13 protein-coding genes are annotated in these 14,443 nt (G+C 56.4%); 6 read left to right on the top strand and 7 right to left on the bottom strand.

The features are described from left to right. Nucleotides 1–3 precede the first annotated feature (3 nt). From K8R57_03700 to proC, 4 genes are read right to left on the bottom strand one after another with little or no spacing between them, the layout of a single operon-like run. Nucleotides 4–2,091, bottom strand: coding sequence for an ATP-dependent helicase (locus K8R57_03700; protein MCE9587401.1), 2,088 nt, complete (start codon nt 2,089–2,091; stop codon nt 4–6). Next, entirely contained in the window at nt 2,088–3,029 is a 942-nt protein-coding gene (locus K8R57_03695; GenBank protein ID MCE9587400.1) for a D-alanyl-D-alanine carboxypeptidase, read from the bottom strand. The genes K8R57_03700 and K8R57_03695 overlap by 4 nt, the downstream gene beginning before the upstream one ends. A gap of 35 nt (nt 3,030–3,064) precedes the next feature. Next, a complete protein-coding gene (locus K8R57_03690) occupies nt 3,065–3,847 on the bottom strand; it encodes a tetratricopeptide repeat protein (GenBank protein MCE9587399.1) in 783 nt (260 codons plus the stop codon). Further along, a complete protein-coding gene (proC, locus tag K8R57_03685; GenBank protein MCE9587398.1) occupies nt 3,844–4,656 on the bottom strand; it encodes a pyrroline-5-carboxylate reductase in 813 nt (270 codons plus the stop codon). Before proC ends, K8R57_03690 begins: the two co-directional genes overlap by 4 nt. Nucleotides 4,657–4,782: 126 nt before the next feature. Here proC and K8R57_03680 point away from each other — a divergent pair, with 126 nt between their 5' ends. From K8R57_03680 to tgt, 6 genes are all read left to right on the top strand, one after another. Further along, complete coding sequence (locus K8R57_03680; GenBank protein ID MCE9587397.1) at nt 4,783–6,645, top strand: ATP-binding cassette domain-containing protein; 1,863 nt, start codon at nt 4,783–4,785, stop codon at nt 6,643–6,645. A gap of 262 nt (nt 6,646–6,907) precedes the next feature. Beyond that, nucleotides 6,908–7,129, top strand: coding sequence for a DUF4032 domain-containing protein (locus K8R57_03675; GenBank protein MCE9587396.1), 222 nt, complete (start codon nt 6,908–6,910; stop codon nt 7,127–7,129). A 118-nt stretch (nt 7,130–7,247) separates the two neighbouring features. Further along, complete coding sequence (gene pyrR, locus K8R57_03670; protein MCE9587395.1) at nt 7,248–7,817, top strand: bifunctional pyr operon transcriptional regulator/uracil phosphoribosyltransferase PyrR; 570 nt, start codon at nt 7,248–7,250, stop codon at nt 7,815–7,817. Next, on the top strand, nt 7,814–8,785 hold the full coding sequence (locus K8R57_03665; protein ID MCE9587394.1) for an aspartate carbamoyltransferase catalytic subunit: 972 nt from the start codon (nt 7,814–7,816) through the stop codon (nt 8,783–8,785). The genes pyrR and K8R57_03665 overlap by 4 nt, the downstream gene beginning before the upstream one ends. After that, on the top strand, nt 8,782–10,089 hold the full coding sequence (locus tag K8R57_03660; protein ID MCE9587393.1) for a dihydroorotase: 1,308 nt from the start codon (nt 8,782–8,784) through the stop codon (nt 10,087–10,089). Before K8R57_03665 ends, K8R57_03660 begins: the two co-directional genes overlap by 4 nt. A 160-nt stretch (nt 10,090–10,249) precedes the next feature. Then, a complete protein-coding gene (tgt, locus tag K8R57_03655; protein ID MCE9587392.1) occupies nt 10,250–11,404 on the top strand; it encodes a tRNA guanosine(34) transglycosylase Tgt in 1,155 nt (384 codons plus the stop codon). Between the two features lie 173 nt (nt 11,405–11,577). Here tgt and K8R57_03650 read toward each other — a convergent pair whose 3' ends face one another. The 3 genes from K8R57_03650 to queA form a co-directional block, all read right to left on the bottom strand. Continuing rightward, nucleotides 11,578–11,982, bottom strand: a complete 405-nt coding sequence (locus K8R57_03650) for an exosortase system-associated protein, TIGR04073 family (protein MCE9587391.1) — start codon at nt 11,980–11,982, stop codon at nt 11,578–11,580. A 64-nt stretch (nt 11,983–12,046) separates the two neighbouring features. After that, the gene (locus tag K8R57_03645; GenBank protein ID MCE9587390.1) at nt 12,047–13,087 is read right to left on the bottom strand and encodes an HD domain-containing protein; all 1,041 of its coding nucleotides are present in this window, start codon (nt 13,085–13,087) and stop codon (nt 12,047–12,049) included. 124 nt (nt 13,088–13,211) lie between these two features. Beyond that, nucleotides 13,212–14,198, bottom strand: a complete 987-nt coding sequence (gene queA / locus K8R57_03640; protein ID MCE9587389.1) for a tRNA preQ1(34) S-adenosylmethionine ribosyltransferase-isomerase QueA — start codon at nt 14,196–14,198, stop codon at nt 13,212–13,214. Nucleotides 14,199–14,443: the final 245 nt, after the last annotated feature.

The raw sequence follows: 14,443 nt of genomic DNA, 5'->3' as shown, positions 1-14,443 counted from the left end.
CTATCAGTCCTCCCACTCGGGAACTTGGGATTCGTCGGCTGGGTCAAATTCACGCTTCTGGTGGCGCTGCACCTGGCGCTCTCCCTGTGGGGTGAAACGTGCGACAGCGCGGGCTACCTCCCAACGTTCGGTCAGATGAGTTGGTAGCTCCTCCAGGAATCGGGAGGGGCGCTGGAAGGCCTCCCCATAAGCCGCATTGAGACGCAGTTCGGGATAGGTTAAGTAGAGTTCGTCCTTGCAGCGGGTGACTCCGACATAGAAGAGCCGCCTCTCTTCTTCCAGGGCATTGTCATCCTCCATCGAGCGTGTCCCTGGGAACATTCCTTCGGTAAGCCATGCTAGGAAGACAACCTGCCATTCGAGTCCCTTGGCTTGGTGAATGCTGGAGAGGCAAACCCGGTCCTCCTGGTCATCACGACCGGTGACCTCGCTGGTCTCGGTTCCTCCCAATAGCGTGAGTTGCGCAAGGAACTCATCCGTCTGCTCGAACTGCTTCGCGTAGTTGGCCAGCGTGTTCAGGTCATCGCGTCGGGCCTCGTAGTTGGCGAACTTGGCCTGCATGTAATCATTATACAGCGACTTCATGACCGCGGTGATCATGTCGGATGGAGGTGCAGGCTCTCCCTTGGGAGCCAGTTCGGTCAGGGTCATCACCAGTTGATTCCATGCACCCTGGGCCTTGGTGGGCGGTTTGCATCCTTTATCCAGTAGAGAAAAACTCCGCCCTCCCTCCAAGAGTTTCATGGCCTGCTGCCAAAGATTTTCGGCCGTCTTGTTGCCGATGCCGGGAAGTAATCGCGCCATCCGTTTGAAGGCGACTTCGTCGTTGGGATTGATGGCGAACTTCAAAAAGGCCGCCACATCCTTGATATGTGCCTGCTCGAAGAAACGGAGTCCACTCGTGATGCCAAAGGGAATACCCCTTCTGGTGAACTCCAGTTGGATTTCCATGGAGTGGTAGTGGGCTCGGTAGAGAACGGCGATTTCGCGGAAATCGACCCCCTCGTCGTTAAGTTCCAGTACGCGCTGGGCGATGAAGGAAGCCTGCTCGTTATTGGTGGCAAGGGGCACCAGCGCAGGTTTGGTGATGGACTCCTTGCGGACAGCACGCAGTTCCTTGGGGAACTGGCGTGGGTTATTCAGAATGGAGGCATTGGCCAGCTCAAGGACCTGGGGAACGCTCCGGTAGTTCGTCTCGATCCTGTGGACAACAGAACCCGGATAGCGCTTCGGGAACTCGAGGATGTTCGCGAAGTCGGCTCCCCTCCACGAGTAAATCGACTGGGCATCGTCACCGACGACCATGATGTGCTTGTGCATGGCGGCCAATGTGTCGATGAGCCCAGCCTGCAGCCTGTTCGTGTCCTGGTACTCGTCGACCAGAATTGCGCGGAAGCGACGCTGGTAAGTGGCGGCAATCTCGGGATTGGTCAGCAGAAGCTCATGGGTCTTGGAAAGTAGGTCGTCGAAATCGAGTGCATTTACTTCCTTCTTGCGACCTTCATAGGCAGTGGCGACTTGGGCGATCTGATCCTCCAGATCGATGAAGTACTTATAACGGCGTGCCAGTAGCGTGCGGAGAGTGTCACCCGTGTTGCAACCCAGGCTGATCAGTTCCGCGAGGACCTGTCCCTTGGGAAAGCGCTTGTCATTGGTGCGGAATCCCAGGCGTGCCACAACGGATTCCAGCAGCTCCTCCTGATCCTCCCGATCCATGATGGTGAATCCCTGATTGAATCCCACCGCTTCGGGGTGACGTCTCAGGATCCGGTGGCCGATCGAGTGGAAAGTTCCGCTCCAGAGGCCTTCTGAGCCACCAGGGGGGAGCATGTTCACTCGTTCGAGCATCTCACGGGCCGCCTTGTTGGTGAAGGTCAGCAGGAGAATCTCTCCAGGCCGATAGCCTTGCTCAAGCAGCCATGCGACTCTGTAGGTGAGGGTTCGCGTCTTTCCAGTCCCCGCACCGGCAATTACGAGATGCGCGCCGGACGGGGAAGTGACTGCGTTCAGTTGCTGCTCGTTCAGCTCCTTGGCAAAGTCGATGCCCGATCCAGTACTTGGGGAGGGTTGGAGCTGGTAGCTCCGGCTCATGAAGTTGTCTGATTCGAGTGTGAGTGATGCCGGTGATGTTTCTTCACCTTGGGCCTGACCTGATCGCCTGAGTTTTGCTGACTCGTGGGTTTCCGCCCTGCCAACGCTTTTGTTGACTTGCCCTCTTGGGGTAATCCTAGCGCCCACCTCAGCATGTGTGCCGAATCGGTGAAGATCCGTTCCTTGCTACTGCCCAGGATCACAGTGATGACTTCCTTGCCATTGTAGCTTCCGCTACTTACCAGACAATGCTTGGCCTTGTCGGTGTATCCCGTCTTCATGCCGGTGCAGAACCAGTTTTCACGCATGGTCTGGTTTGTGTTGCGCAACATGTGGACATGGCCGTCGGCATAGCGGAAGGGAAGATACTTGGTGGCCATGATGGGGCGGAGAACCGGGTTGGCATAGGCAGCCCGTGCTACTTTCGACATATCCGCAGCCGTGGAATATTGGTCCTCCGCGGGTAGCCCGTTCGGATTCACAAAGTGAGAGGAGTTCATTCCCAGACTGATGGCCTTGCGGTTCATCAGGTCTGCAAAATCTTCAAGGCTTCCTCCCGTATCTCGCCCCAGAGCACGAGCCACATCATTCGGGCTCTTTACGAGAAGCGCGGTGAGTAGCGTCCCCTTGCTATAGGAGGTGCCTGGTTTCAGTTGCAGGGTGGTCGGTTCAGCCAGCTCGTCGATGGGATCGATGACGACCTCCTTATCGAGATTTCCCTGCTCGGCCACGATGAGAGAGGTCAGAAGCTTCTGGGTACTGCCGACTGGTCGTTTCTCGTCCGGGTTCCTCTGGTAAAGCACATATCCGGAATTGGCATCCACGACAACGACGGATGCACCCTTCACATCAGGGGCTGGGGATGGTGATGGGGTTGGGGCGCCAAATATCGGAATCGAGAGAAAGAGGAGAATCAGCGGAAGGTAGATATTCTTCATATGTCTGGAATGGTTGTTTTTTTGAAAAGGGAGTGTCACGGACGTACTGAGGATCTTTGAGAATCAGAGGGCTGGCTTGCAACTGATTTGGCGATGAGGTTTTCGAGGGCCGGATCGCGTTTAGCCCCGAGATCCAGGGCGCGCTGATAATGGCGCCTGGCCAACTCAATCAGCGGTGGATTGCGTCCCAGATAGAGTACTGCCAGATTGAAATTCGCATCCGCGTAGTTTGGGTCGAGTTCCACAGCCCGACGCAGTTCTTGCTCCGAGGCCTCACCCCAGCCCTTCCGTCCTGCTGCCATACCCAGATAGTTATGGGCTCGAGGATTGTTTGAGTCATGGAGAGTGGCTTGGGCTAGGCAGGCAAAGGCCTCGTCGTCTCTTTTCTGCTCGAGGGCATTCATGCCGAGTAACTTCCACGCGGCTGCATTATCGAGGTCAAGTGAAAGGGCTTTTCTCAGCATGGTCCGCGACTCTTCGAGCTTGCCGAGCCTCGTTTTAATGGCTGCGGCACTGACGAGAAGGGAAGGCATGTTCGGTGCCATGGCAAGAGCGCGGGCATAAGTAGCATCAGCCTTCTCCAATTCACCCTTGGCAAATGATTGCTCCGCTTCTCTCATCAGATGAAGAGCTTCTGGTGAAGCCTGTAAAGCCTGCGGAGGTTGCGGTATTACGGCCTCCTGAAGTTGAAGCGGCTTATTGGTGGAGAGATCCTCATGAGCATGGGTAGAGACAGGGGCAGCCTTGGTATCATTTGTGAGAACGCCACTTCCAAGGATACTCAGGAGTAGAAACCAACGAATAAGCTCTCCTCTCATGAATTAATGGGTGGAGAGGAGAGTTCGATAGAACGTTTTCTGGCAGCCCGTATTGAGGCGCGGACGATACCGGGAAAGCCCTCATTTTCCAGCACTTCAAGTCCGGCGGCCGTTGTGCCGGCTGGACTGGTGATTTCTGCACGCAGGGCTAGGGGAGTCTGACCGGTTTCGTTGACAAGGGCTGCAGCCGCGGCAAGAGCACCGGCTGCTAGGGTCTTTGCCAGCTCTGGTTCCAGTCCACCGTCGATTCCTCCCTGAGCCATGGCTTCGAGCATCAGTAGTGCAAAAGCGGGACCGCTTCCACTCACGGCAGTGACGGTATCGAGTTCACTCTCCCGGACCACAAGAGCCGATCCCACGGAGGAAAAGATCGCCGTTGCCATCCTTAAGTCCTCCTCGGTGCTGGAAGGATGGGGAGCGAGCGCGGTGACACCCTTGCGGAGTCTGACGGCCGTGTTGGGCATAGAGCGGATGACTCTTACTTTCCCATTGGCTGCCTGGAAGAGGTCCTCGGAGCGGATCCCGGCAATAATCGAGATCAGAAGCTTTCCCTCAAGCTCCGAGGCGAGGGATGAGAGGACTGCGGTGGCCTGCGTGGGTTTCACGCAAAGAAAGACGATCTCGGCATCGCGGATGGCCTCAGCGTTGGAACCGGCTGACTTCACGCCCAGTGAAGAGGCTGTCTGCTCGGCGGATTCGCGTGTGCTTGAGGAAACAATGACCCTGTCACCTGTGGTCAGCCCGGATGCCAGCATCCCGCGGACAAGGGCACTCCCCATTTTTCCTGCTCCAAGCACTGCGTAATTCATGCATGTACTTTAAGGGAGAGACGCCATGGCGCAAGGCTTGGAGCTCAGTCATGGAGTGAAAACATCAAGATGACAATTGCAGGATACCTTGCGGAAACATCCCTTGGGCGATTAGTTTGGCGACAGATGCTCTCCCTGGATCAACTGACCCTGACTCTCGGCACGGAAGAGGACTCTCCGCGACTTCTTTCGCAAATCTCCGCCACGTTTAAACGCGGGGAGTTCATCGCCGTGATCGGCCCCTCCGGTTGCGGCAAAAGCACTCTTCTGAAAATGATCGCCGGGATCGCCACCGGTGAGGAAGAGGGAACCATCCATTGGGATGGCCGGAATCTGGCTGATGAGGATTTCAACCCATCGGAATTCGGCTATGTCCCTCAATTCAGCATTGCCTACGAGGACCTGACGGTGGGGGAGTGTGTCGAATATTCCGCTAGACTGCGTGTCAGCGGACTGAGCCGAGAAGAGCGAGATAAAATGGTAGCCCGTCTGCTTGGGGAGGTCGGCATGGGAGAATTTCAGGATCGCCCCGTGAAGGTTCTTTCGGGAGGCCAAAAGCGCCGTTTGGCTCTGGCGATGGAACTGGTGAGCAGTCCGCCGATTCTGCTTTGCGACGAAGTCACAAGCGGTTTGGACCCCCGGTCCGAAGACGAGATTGTGAATCTCCTGAGGAACGTCGCCCGTGATGGGAACCGATTGGTCATCTCCGTCACCCACAGTCTCAAGCATCTTCATTCCTACGACGCTGTCGTTGTCCTCTACAAGGGAGTCCTAGCTTATGCTGGTCGCCCTGATCATCTCGCCCATTACTTTCGGGTCGAAGACCCCAGCCTTATCTACGCCCAGTTGGAGAGCCGAGATCCTGAAGGTTGGCAGGCTTCTTGGCTGAAGCATTCGGCCTCCTTCCTTCATGGTCCTCAGGAGGAAGAGAGTGAAAAAGATCGTACCCCGGTGATCCGTGAAGTTGTCTCCAGCGTCTGTCCCGAGTGTCGCTTGGACTACCCGATTGGTGCCATGTATTGCAAAGAGTGTGGAGCCAAGCTCCGAACCACTGAGGATGGAAGAGAAAAAGCAAAGGGAAAAGGAAATAGCAAGGGCAAGGAAATAACCGCTGCCGATAGTGCTGATGACTCCCATCCTGGCGCTCTCTCCCAGCTCGTGACCCTGGTGGAACGCCGTCTACTCATCTTCCTGCGAAGCAAGGCCCAGCTCTGGCTTCAGGCCGGCATGGTGTTCGGATTCCCCTGTCTGGTCGCTTGCTTTGGATGGAATGGACTTCCTCAGATTCGGAATCTGGGGATGGGTCTGGATCTGAATGTCATCCAGCAGCTGACCGAAGCTAGGGATTTTCTAGCGCAGGCCAGTAAGGTCGGGAGCCTGGTCTCGGGAATTGTGATGTTCGAGGTGATCCTTCTCACCCTCATGGGTGCCAATAATTCGGGTCGAGAAATCGCCTCGGAGCGCCAGCTCTTCGAGAAGGAAAAGCTCTCCGGACTGAGTCCTGCCGCTTACATCGGCAGCAAGATCTTGTTTCTCGGTCTTCTCTCCGCAATCCAGTCCCTCTGGATGGGACTTTTCGTCCATTATACATGTGCTTTCCCGGGGGATCTATCTTCGCAACTGCTCTTTCTCTTTCTGGTCAACGCGGCGATGACATCCATTTGTCTGGCCATTTCCTCCTACATGAAGACCGCGGAACAGGCCTCCATGGCCTCGATCTATCTGGTCGGTTTTCAGTTACCTCTCTCGGGTGCCGTACTGGCCCTGCCCTCTTGGTTGGGATTGATTGCCCAGCCCTTCATCGCTGCTTACTGGAGTTGGTCGGGGATCCTGCAGTCCCTAAGGGGAGAGCGTTACTATGACATCGTCGTCATGGTGATTCAGACCAGTCTTTCCCTGGCCCCCCTCTGTATCTTGGTGCTCGGAATTCACATAGGGGTGGGCATCCTGCTAGCCTATCAGGGTTGTCTGAAGACAAGAATGGAGTGAGGGTGGCTGAATCTGGAGACCTTAAAGCTGAGACCTGAAAGCTGAGACCTTAAAGCTGAACCAAGCCCGAGGGATCGGGCGCGGTAGACTACCGAAGGTAGCCCCGTGAGGGGCGGCGCCGCTTGCAGGGAGGCAAGTGCCGTCAAACCTGAAAGCTGACCTGTACCCCCCTTCTAACCTTCCACTTTTTAACTTTTCTTCGTTTGTTGCCAGACTCCTTCAAGGATTGACTCCGGGGATCTCTCCGCTTATCAATTACTCAATGACACGTCCACCAGCATCAGTCGATGCAGGCGATCTGCTCAGGAATTCGACCCTCTACAGGGAATTCCAAGCGGAAAGGGAGCAAATTCTCCGCCACAAGTGGTATGAGAGCGAGAAGCAGGGTCGTGACATAGGATTTGAACGGGCTCTTCTCGACTGGATGATGAAGCATCGCACACCTTGGCGTCAGGCCCGTGCGGCAGCCAAAAAAACGACCTAACCACTGCTTCTTTTTCCTTATTTCTTTTTTCCTTTAAGGAGGCCCCGCGAGACCGCCAAGGATCATGACACCAACCGAATCAACCAAGACTACCGCCCAGCATCCCAAATCCTTAGAGATGGGAGAGTCTGTGGTTATGGATGCGGACTCCATCCGCAAGGCGATCCGTCGCATCGCCCACGAGATCATCGAGCAGAACGAGGATCTCTCCCGATTGGTCATCGCCGGAATCCCCACTCGGGGAAAGATTGTCGCCAGTCGCATCGCCGCTCACATTGCCGAGATCGAGGGGGTCTCCCCGGCGCTCGGTATCGTGGATGTCTCCATGCACCGCGACGATCTTGCCACGAGGATCAGTTTGAGTGCACTGGAGCCGACGGAGCTTCCCCTGGATCTGGATGGACGGCCACTGGTGCTGATCGATGATGTTCTTTTCACGGGTCGTAGTTGCCGGGCCGCGATGGATGCGATCGCCTCCTTTGGCCGCCCCTCGCGGATTCAGTTGGCGGTTCTGGTCGACCGAGGCCATCGCGAGCTTCCCATTAGGGCGGATTTTGTAGGCAAGAACGTGCCGACGGCTTTTTCCGATCGTATCAGGGTTCGCTTCGAAGAGACCGACAACGTTCCTGATTCTGTGACACTCGTTCACCAAGTTGGCCACCAAGCTCCTTCCTCGCCTCAATCATGACCACCCATCAATGGAAGCATAAGGATCTCTGCGCACTCGCGGATCACACGCCCGACGAGTTAATAACCATCCTCGACACGGCAAAGGCCTTCAAGGGAGTGGGGGAGCGCAATCTCAAGAAAGTCCCCGCACTTCGCGGTAAGACCCTGGTAAATTTCTTTATCGAGCCGAGTACGAGAACCCGTATTTCATTCGAGCTTGCCGCGATGCGCCTGAGTGCCGATGTCATCAATATCTCCGCTTCCGCCTCGAGTCTGGAGAAGGGGGAGACTCTTCTCGATACAGCCCGCAATCTGGAGGCGCTCAGGGCCGATCTTATCGTGATCCGGCACCAGTCAGCCGGAAGTGCCCGCTTCCTAGCCGATCGGTTGAATGCCTCAGTCATCAATGCCGGTGACGGCGCCCACGAGCATCCTACCCAGGGCCTTCTGGATGCCTTCACGATCCGCGAGAAGCTGGGCTACATCAAAGGAGTTCACGTGGCAATAGTCGGGGACATTCTCTTCAGTCGCGTGGCCCGCTCCAATATTCAACTCCTCACGAAACTCGGAGCAGAGGTGACTCTGGTAGGTCCTTCCACGCTTGTTCCCGCGACCTTTGCCTGCCTCGGGGTCAAGCTGGTGCACAGCATCGACGAGGTCCTGGAAGAGGTGGATGTCATCAATCTTCTGCGTATCCAGTACGAGCGCCAGCGCAAGGAATATTTCCCGGGTCTCGGGGAGTACACGGCGCGTTTTGGTTTGACCAAGAAACGAGCGGAGAGGATCAAGCCGGAGTGCCTGATCATGCATCCCGGTCCGATGAACCGAGGTATCGAGATCGACAGCGATGTGGCGGATGGCCGGGGAAGCGTTATTCTCGACCAGGTGACCAACGGTCTCGCCGTCCGCATGGCCGTTCTCTATCTTTGCTCCGGCGGAGCACCCTTCGCCCCTGTCACCCCGTCCGCCACGGATTCACTTTCATGAACGCTTCACTGCATATAAAGGGAGGCCGCATCATCGATCCGGCAAACGGAATCGACCGAATCGGGGATCTCTTCGTCAGGGATGGAATCATCGTCGATTCTCTTCCCAAGAATGAAAAAGGTGAAAGAGGTGCTGAGGTCATCGATGCCACCGGCAAGGTGGTCTCACCGGGACTCATCGACATCCATGTCCATTTCCGTGAGCCGGGACAATCGCACAAGGAGACGATCGCAACCGGAGCCCGTTGCGCTGCCGCCGGCGGATTCACCACGGTGGTCTGTATGCCGAACACTTCTCCTGTCGCCGACAGTCCTGCAACGATTGCCTGGATCCAAGAGCGCGCCGCTTCCACAGCCTGCGTGAATGTCTTCTGCACGGGAGCCATCACCAAGGGGCTTGCCGGAGAAGAGATGGCTCCGATCGGGGCCTTGGCGGCCGCCGGGGTTGTGGCACTGACCGATGACGGCCGTTGCGTCCAGAACCACGGAGTGATGCGCCGCGCCGTTGAGTATGCCCGACATTACGGCCTGCCCGTGATGGATCATTGCCAGGAGACCACCCTGAGTGCCGACGGTGTCATGAACGAAGGGGAGTGGAGTACCCGGCTAGGTTTGCCGGGATGGCCCTCCCTGGCCGAGGACCTCATTGTCGCCAGGAATATTCTGTTAGCTGAGGAGACCGGCCATCCGATTCATTGCCAACATATCAGCTCGGCTCGCAGCGTCCGCCTGCTTAGGGAAGCGCGTCAGCGCGGCGTTCCGATCACCGCCGAGGCTTGCCCCCATCACATCGCTCTCACCGATGGTGAACTGAAGAACTTCGACACGAACTTCAAAATGAATCCCCCCCTGCGTACACAGGCCGACATTGATGAGATCATTGCGGGGATCTCCGACGGCACGATCACCATCCTGGCCAGCGATCATGCTCCTCATGCAACCTATGAGAAGGAAGTGGAATTCGACCGTGCTCCCTTCGGGATCCTCGGATTGGAAACCGAATTGGCCCTCTTCCTGGAGATCTTGCTCCATCAGCGCAAGGCGCTCACCCTCCCGCAGATCCTCGGGATGCTGACTGTCAATCCGGCCAAGTTCCTACGCCTCGATCGGGGGACTCTCTCCACGGGAGCTCCTGCTGATATAACGATCCTCGATCCGGATCATGCATGGACCGTCGACAAGAATGAGTCCTCATCGCTCTCGCGCAACACTCCATTCCATGGTCACTCCCTGCGTGGCAGAGCCCTCACAACCATCGTCGGAGGGAAGGTAGTCTGGGATCTGGAAAGCGGTTTCAGGAGCTGATGGTGCACTCACAGGGATGAAGGGGATGAAAGGGATAGGGATTTCCCCAGATAGGAAGTTCCATCATGATGTTTTTCTCCTCTTTGATTGAGCGCCATTCCTCAATCCCTCAGTTTCAGATTTCATTCCTTCGGCCATCCCATTTATCCCCTTCATCCCTGTGAGTTCTAAATCTCCCTTTACCCTTCTTAAGACCGATCCCTCCAGTAAGGCTCGGGCCGGGATCCTGCACACCCGGCGCGCCGACGTGGAGACACCTGTCTTCATGCCTGTAGGCACTCAGGCCACGGTCAAGGCCGTCTCTCCCGATGAACTCCGATCTCTCGGCGCGAAGATCATCCTCGGCAATACCTACCACCTCCATGTGAGGCCGAGTGAGAAAGTCATCGAGGAGCTTGGGGGATTGCATCGCTTCATGGGTTGGGATCGAGCCATCCTGACAGACAGTGGCGGATTTCAGGTTTTCTCCCTCTCGAAGCTTCGCCGAATCACGGAGGAGGGAGTACATTTTCAGAACCATCTCGACGGCACTCCGACCTTCATCGGTCCCGAGACCTCGATGCAGATCCAGCGTGATCTTGGCAGCGATGTGGTGATGGCCTTCGACGAGTGCCCTCCTTTCCCCTGTAGCTACGAGGATGCGGCCAAGAGCCTTGACCTCACGACCCGCTGGGAGCGTCGCTCCCGCGAATGGTGGCGGACCCAGCCTGAAGAGGGACGTCCGCTGCTCTTCGGGATTGTTCAGGGAAGTTCCCATCTCGACCTGCGCGAGCGTTCCGCTCAATCCCTTGTGGAAATCGGTTTTGATGGGTATGCCGTGGGTGGTGTCAGCGTCGGGGAGCCCGAGCCAGAGATGATGAAGGCCGTCGAAGCAAGCGTCCCGTTTCTGCCAGAGAGTGCTCCACGCTATGCCATGGGTCTCGGCACACCTCCTCAGTTGGTCGAGATGGTGGCACGGGGTATAGACATGTTCGACTGCGTCCTTCCGACACGAATCGCCCGCAACGGCACAGCCTTCACGGCCAAGGGGACCATGAATCTCAAGAACGCCCCCTACACGCGTGATCCCCTCCCGATCGAGGAGGGATGCACCTGTCCGGCCTGCACTACCTTCTCGCGAGCCTATCTGCGTCATCTGGTGAAGGCAGAGGAGATCCTGGGTCTCCGACTCATCTCCCTGCATAACCTCCACTTCTATCTCTCCCTCATGAGAAAGATCCGGGCTACGATTCTAGACGGATCCTTTGCGGAATTCAGGAAGGAATTCGTCGCGGGCTACCGAGTCTGGAACGCGGCAGAGAAGGATGAAACTTGAGACCTGAAAGCTGAGTCAGAGGGGGAGTTGGAAGGATGAAAGTTGAAACTTGAAACCTGAGTAAGAAAATAAGATGGGGAGATTAACTTACTGCCTGAGATTTGCTTCAGTGGTTCTGACTCAGGTTTCACGTTTCAACCTTCAAGTTTCATGCTGCCGTCAAGCGGCAGCATTCACCAACTCTGTATCGAGTACTGCCTGCAGTAGTCGTACTTGGTCTCGAAGCCGACTTCAGGCGGGAACTCCGAGTAGCCTGAATTGAGCCACTGGATATTGTTGTTATAAGGGGGCTGGTAGGTGCCGTGCTGTGTGGGGAAGGGGAAGGTCACTGTCTCGAAGACGCCATAGCCGAGTCGTGCGAAGGTCCTGCCCAGACCCCGAACCAATCCGTAGCTGAAGGCGGCAGAGTTGCCATCGGCAGAATTCACATCCGACATCGAGTCGATGATCTCCGTGGAACCGTAGAGTATATTGCCCAGACCACGTCCCAGCTTACGAGTCGGTCCCTGATCGGATGCGGGAGGAGCCTGAATATCTGCAAAAACCAGAGAGGCAGATCCTGAAAGCAGGATGACCATCAGAACAAGGGGGGTACTTTTCACGGAGAGTAAAAATGACTTTTTTGGGTGCTTCTTGGCAAGGTTAAAGGAGTAGATCCGAGGGTTCCTCAAGAAAGGGAGCCAGTGGTGTCACGGGGGCAACACCCAGGGGGCGTACCCACTCATGTTGGCCTTTATGGCTAGCGCCGGCCGTGGCGTAAGCCGCAAGGAACATCTCCATCCGCGCGTCGATATTGTCCACGAAGTGCAGCAAGGCTGCCTCCGGGGTCTTTGGCAGTACAGGAGAGCCGAATTCGAGCTGTCCGTGATGGGAAGCCACTAGATGGAGAAGATGGAGGCGGACATCTTCAGATGATGGCGCAAGCGCTTCCCAGCCCTCTTTCGGAAGATCGCGCCAGAGCGTATTAACGAGCTCGATTCCTATCGAAAGGTGCCCCAGTAGCTCGCCGCGCGGTTCCGACTCGATGCCGAAGCCTCGTTCCGGTGGGCAAGTCTCCCAAAGCTTGCCCGTGTCGTGGAAGAGAACACCTGCGATCAGGAGATCACGATGGAGTTCGGGATAGACCGTGCAGAGGGCCAAGGCCGATTCCATCATCCTCGAGGTGTGCTCCAAAAGCCCCCCTCGTCTGGCGTGGTGATTGCCACGAGCTGCCGCCGCCCTGCGGAAGCGCGCACCGTACAGGGCAAGGAAGCGGTTGCAGAGGGACTTCAGCCTGGGTTCACACAGGCTTGCCACTGCCTCCGTGATAACTCCGTAGGCGCGGTCGAGTAGGGCAATCCTTTCCGCCGAGCCTTCCAGCAAGAGATCCACCGCCTCATCAGGAAGCAGACTCATTTCCCAGCTCTTGGCATCAAGTCCGAAGGCCGTGCTATGGCTGAACTGACCCTCGATCATCACGAACTCACCCGGCTTTGCTTCCGAGCATGACTCAAAGGCCGCGCTATCAGCCCATGCCCTCAGGGTCATACTCTCGGTGGCATCCCGGAAGATCGCCTCCTGGAAGGGCTTTCCGTTGGATGCATCCTTGCGGGTGATCCTCTCGATTTGTGCATGGATCACAGCCTCCTGTGGGGAATGCTCACGGGCTGCTTTCTTCAGTTCGGAAATGGTCAGGAGAGGCATCGGGTTGAAAAATTTGAAACCTGAAAGCTGAAACTTGAAATAGTGCCGACAGAGTTCTTAGTGAATGCTTTTTGCAGTGACCTAACAGGCTACAGCCTAAACCGCTAAAAGACTTTCATTTTCATCACACAATCAACATGCAGTCACCGTAGCTGAAGAACCGGTATTTCGCGTGGATTGCCTCGGCATAGGCCTCCAGGATGAATTCCCTGCCGGCTAAGGCACTTACCAGCATGAGCAGGGTCGAGGCCGGCAGATGGAAGTTCGTCAGGAGGGCATCGACTCTTTGGAATTGATAGGGAGGATGGATGAAGATCTCCGTCGATCCGCTGGTTGGAGTGAGTTCTCCGGATGGTTGCGATTCCAGGACACGGGTGGTCGTGGTGCCGATGGCGACGATCCTGCCTCCTTGTTGTTTGGTTGCATTGATCCGTGATGCCGTTTCAGCAGGTAGTGTGTAGTTCTCACAATGCATCCGGTGCTCCGAGAGATCGTCTGATTTGACCGGTTGGAAGGTACCCGCCCCCACATGCAGTGTCAGGAAAGAATGGGGGATGGAGGTCAGGATTTCCTGCGTGAAATGGAGTCCTGCCGTCGGAGCCGCCACCGATCCGGGATCCCGGGCATAGACTGTCTGATAGCGCTCCTTGTCCAGCTCGTCGGCAGGACGATGGAAGTAGGGAGGGATCGGCATTTCACCATGGCGATCGAGATCGGGAGGTAACGAGAACTCTAGTAGTCGTGTCCCATCTTCGTAGATCTCCATCACAGTCACCTGTGTTCCCGCTACATCGACGATTGTCCCAGGCTTCATCTTCTTTCCGGGACGAACCATCGCTGTCCAGTGCAGCTCATCTCGCTTCTCCAGAAGCAGGATCTCGATCTTTCCGGTGGCATCATGGAGCCGCGCCGGGATCACGCGGCTGTCGTTGAGTACCACCAGATCCGCAGGGGAGAGGAGGTCAGGAAAGTCTGCAAACTGGTGATGGGTGATTGTTCCGGCTGTCCGATCCAGCACCAGCATCCGGGACTGTTCCCGCCTCTCAGTCGGACGATCGGCGATCAATTCCGGAGGCAGATCGTATTGGTAATCGGAGAGGTGCGTGGACATGGGCTGAGGATCTTAATGTGGAATTGCTTGCCTGCTTAATGATTCGCATCAGGAAGATAGGAACTGAAGGAATGGAGGGGACAGCTGCAATTTTCCCGCAGAGGCGCGGAGCAACTGTGGTTTTTAGCAAGGGGCGAGTTGTGATTTTTTGATGAGGCATTGGAGGTGGATGAGGAGCTTGCGCATGGCTGCGACGATGGCGCATTTGTAGGGTTTTCCCCTGTCTCGAAGACCTTGGACATAGG

The organism is Verrucomicrobiota bacterium, from assembly GCA_021413925.1.
In the GTDB taxonomy this organism is placed as follows: domain Bacteria; phylum Verrucomicrobiota; class Verrucomicrobiia; order Chthoniobacterales; family UBA6821; genus UBA6821.
The sequence above is the reverse complement of the archived record's forward strand: the minus strand, read 5'-3'. Positions and strand labels throughout refer to the sequence as shown.

Excerpts from the sequence above, each read along its gene's own strand:
- K8R57_03700 (MCE9587401.1), bottom strand. The coding sequence starts at position 2,091 with ATGAGCCGGAGCTACCAGCTCCAACCCTCCCCAAGTACTGGATCGGGC.
- K8R57_03695 (MCE9587400.1), bottom strand. The coding sequence starts at position 3,029 with ATGAAGAATATCTACCTTCCGCTGATTCTCCTCTTTCTCTCGATTCCG.
- K8R57_03690 (MCE9587399.1), bottom strand. The coding sequence starts at position 3,847 with ATGAGAGGAGAGCTTATTCGTTGGTTTCTACTCCTGAGTATCCTTGGA.
- proC (MCE9587398.1), bottom strand. The coding sequence starts at position 4,656 with ATGAATTACGCAGTGCTTGGAGCAGGAAAAATGGGGAGTGCCCTTGTC.
- K8R57_03680 (MCE9587397.1), top strand. The coding sequence starts at position 4,783 with ATGCTCTCCCTGGATCAACTGACCCTGACTCTCGGCACGGAAGAGGAC.
- K8R57_03675 (MCE9587396.1), top strand. The coding sequence starts at position 6,908 with ATGACACGTCCACCAGCATCAGTCGATGCAGGCGATCTGCTCAGGAAT.
- pyrR (MCE9587395.1), top strand. The coding sequence starts at position 7,248 with ATGGGAGAGTCTGTGGTTATGGATGCGGACTCCATCCGCAAGGCGATC.
- K8R57_03665 (MCE9587394.1), top strand. The coding sequence starts at position 7,814 with ATGACCACCCATCAATGGAAGCATAAGGATCTCTGCGCACTCGCGGAT.
- K8R57_03660 (MCE9587393.1), top strand. The coding sequence starts at position 8,782 with ATGAACGCTTCACTGCATATAAAGGGAGGCCGCATCATCGATCCGGCA.
- K8R57_03650 (MCE9587391.1), bottom strand. The coding sequence starts at position 11,982 with ATGGTCATCCTGCTTTCAGGATCTGCCTCTCTGGTTTTTGCAGATATT.
- K8R57_03645 (MCE9587390.1), bottom strand. The coding sequence starts at position 13,087 with ATGCCTCTCCTGACCATTTCCGAACTGAAGAAAGCAGCCCGTGAGCAT.
- queA (MCE9587389.1), bottom strand. The coding sequence starts at position 14,198 with ATGTCCACGCACCTCTCCGATTACCAATACGATCTGCCTCCGGAATTG.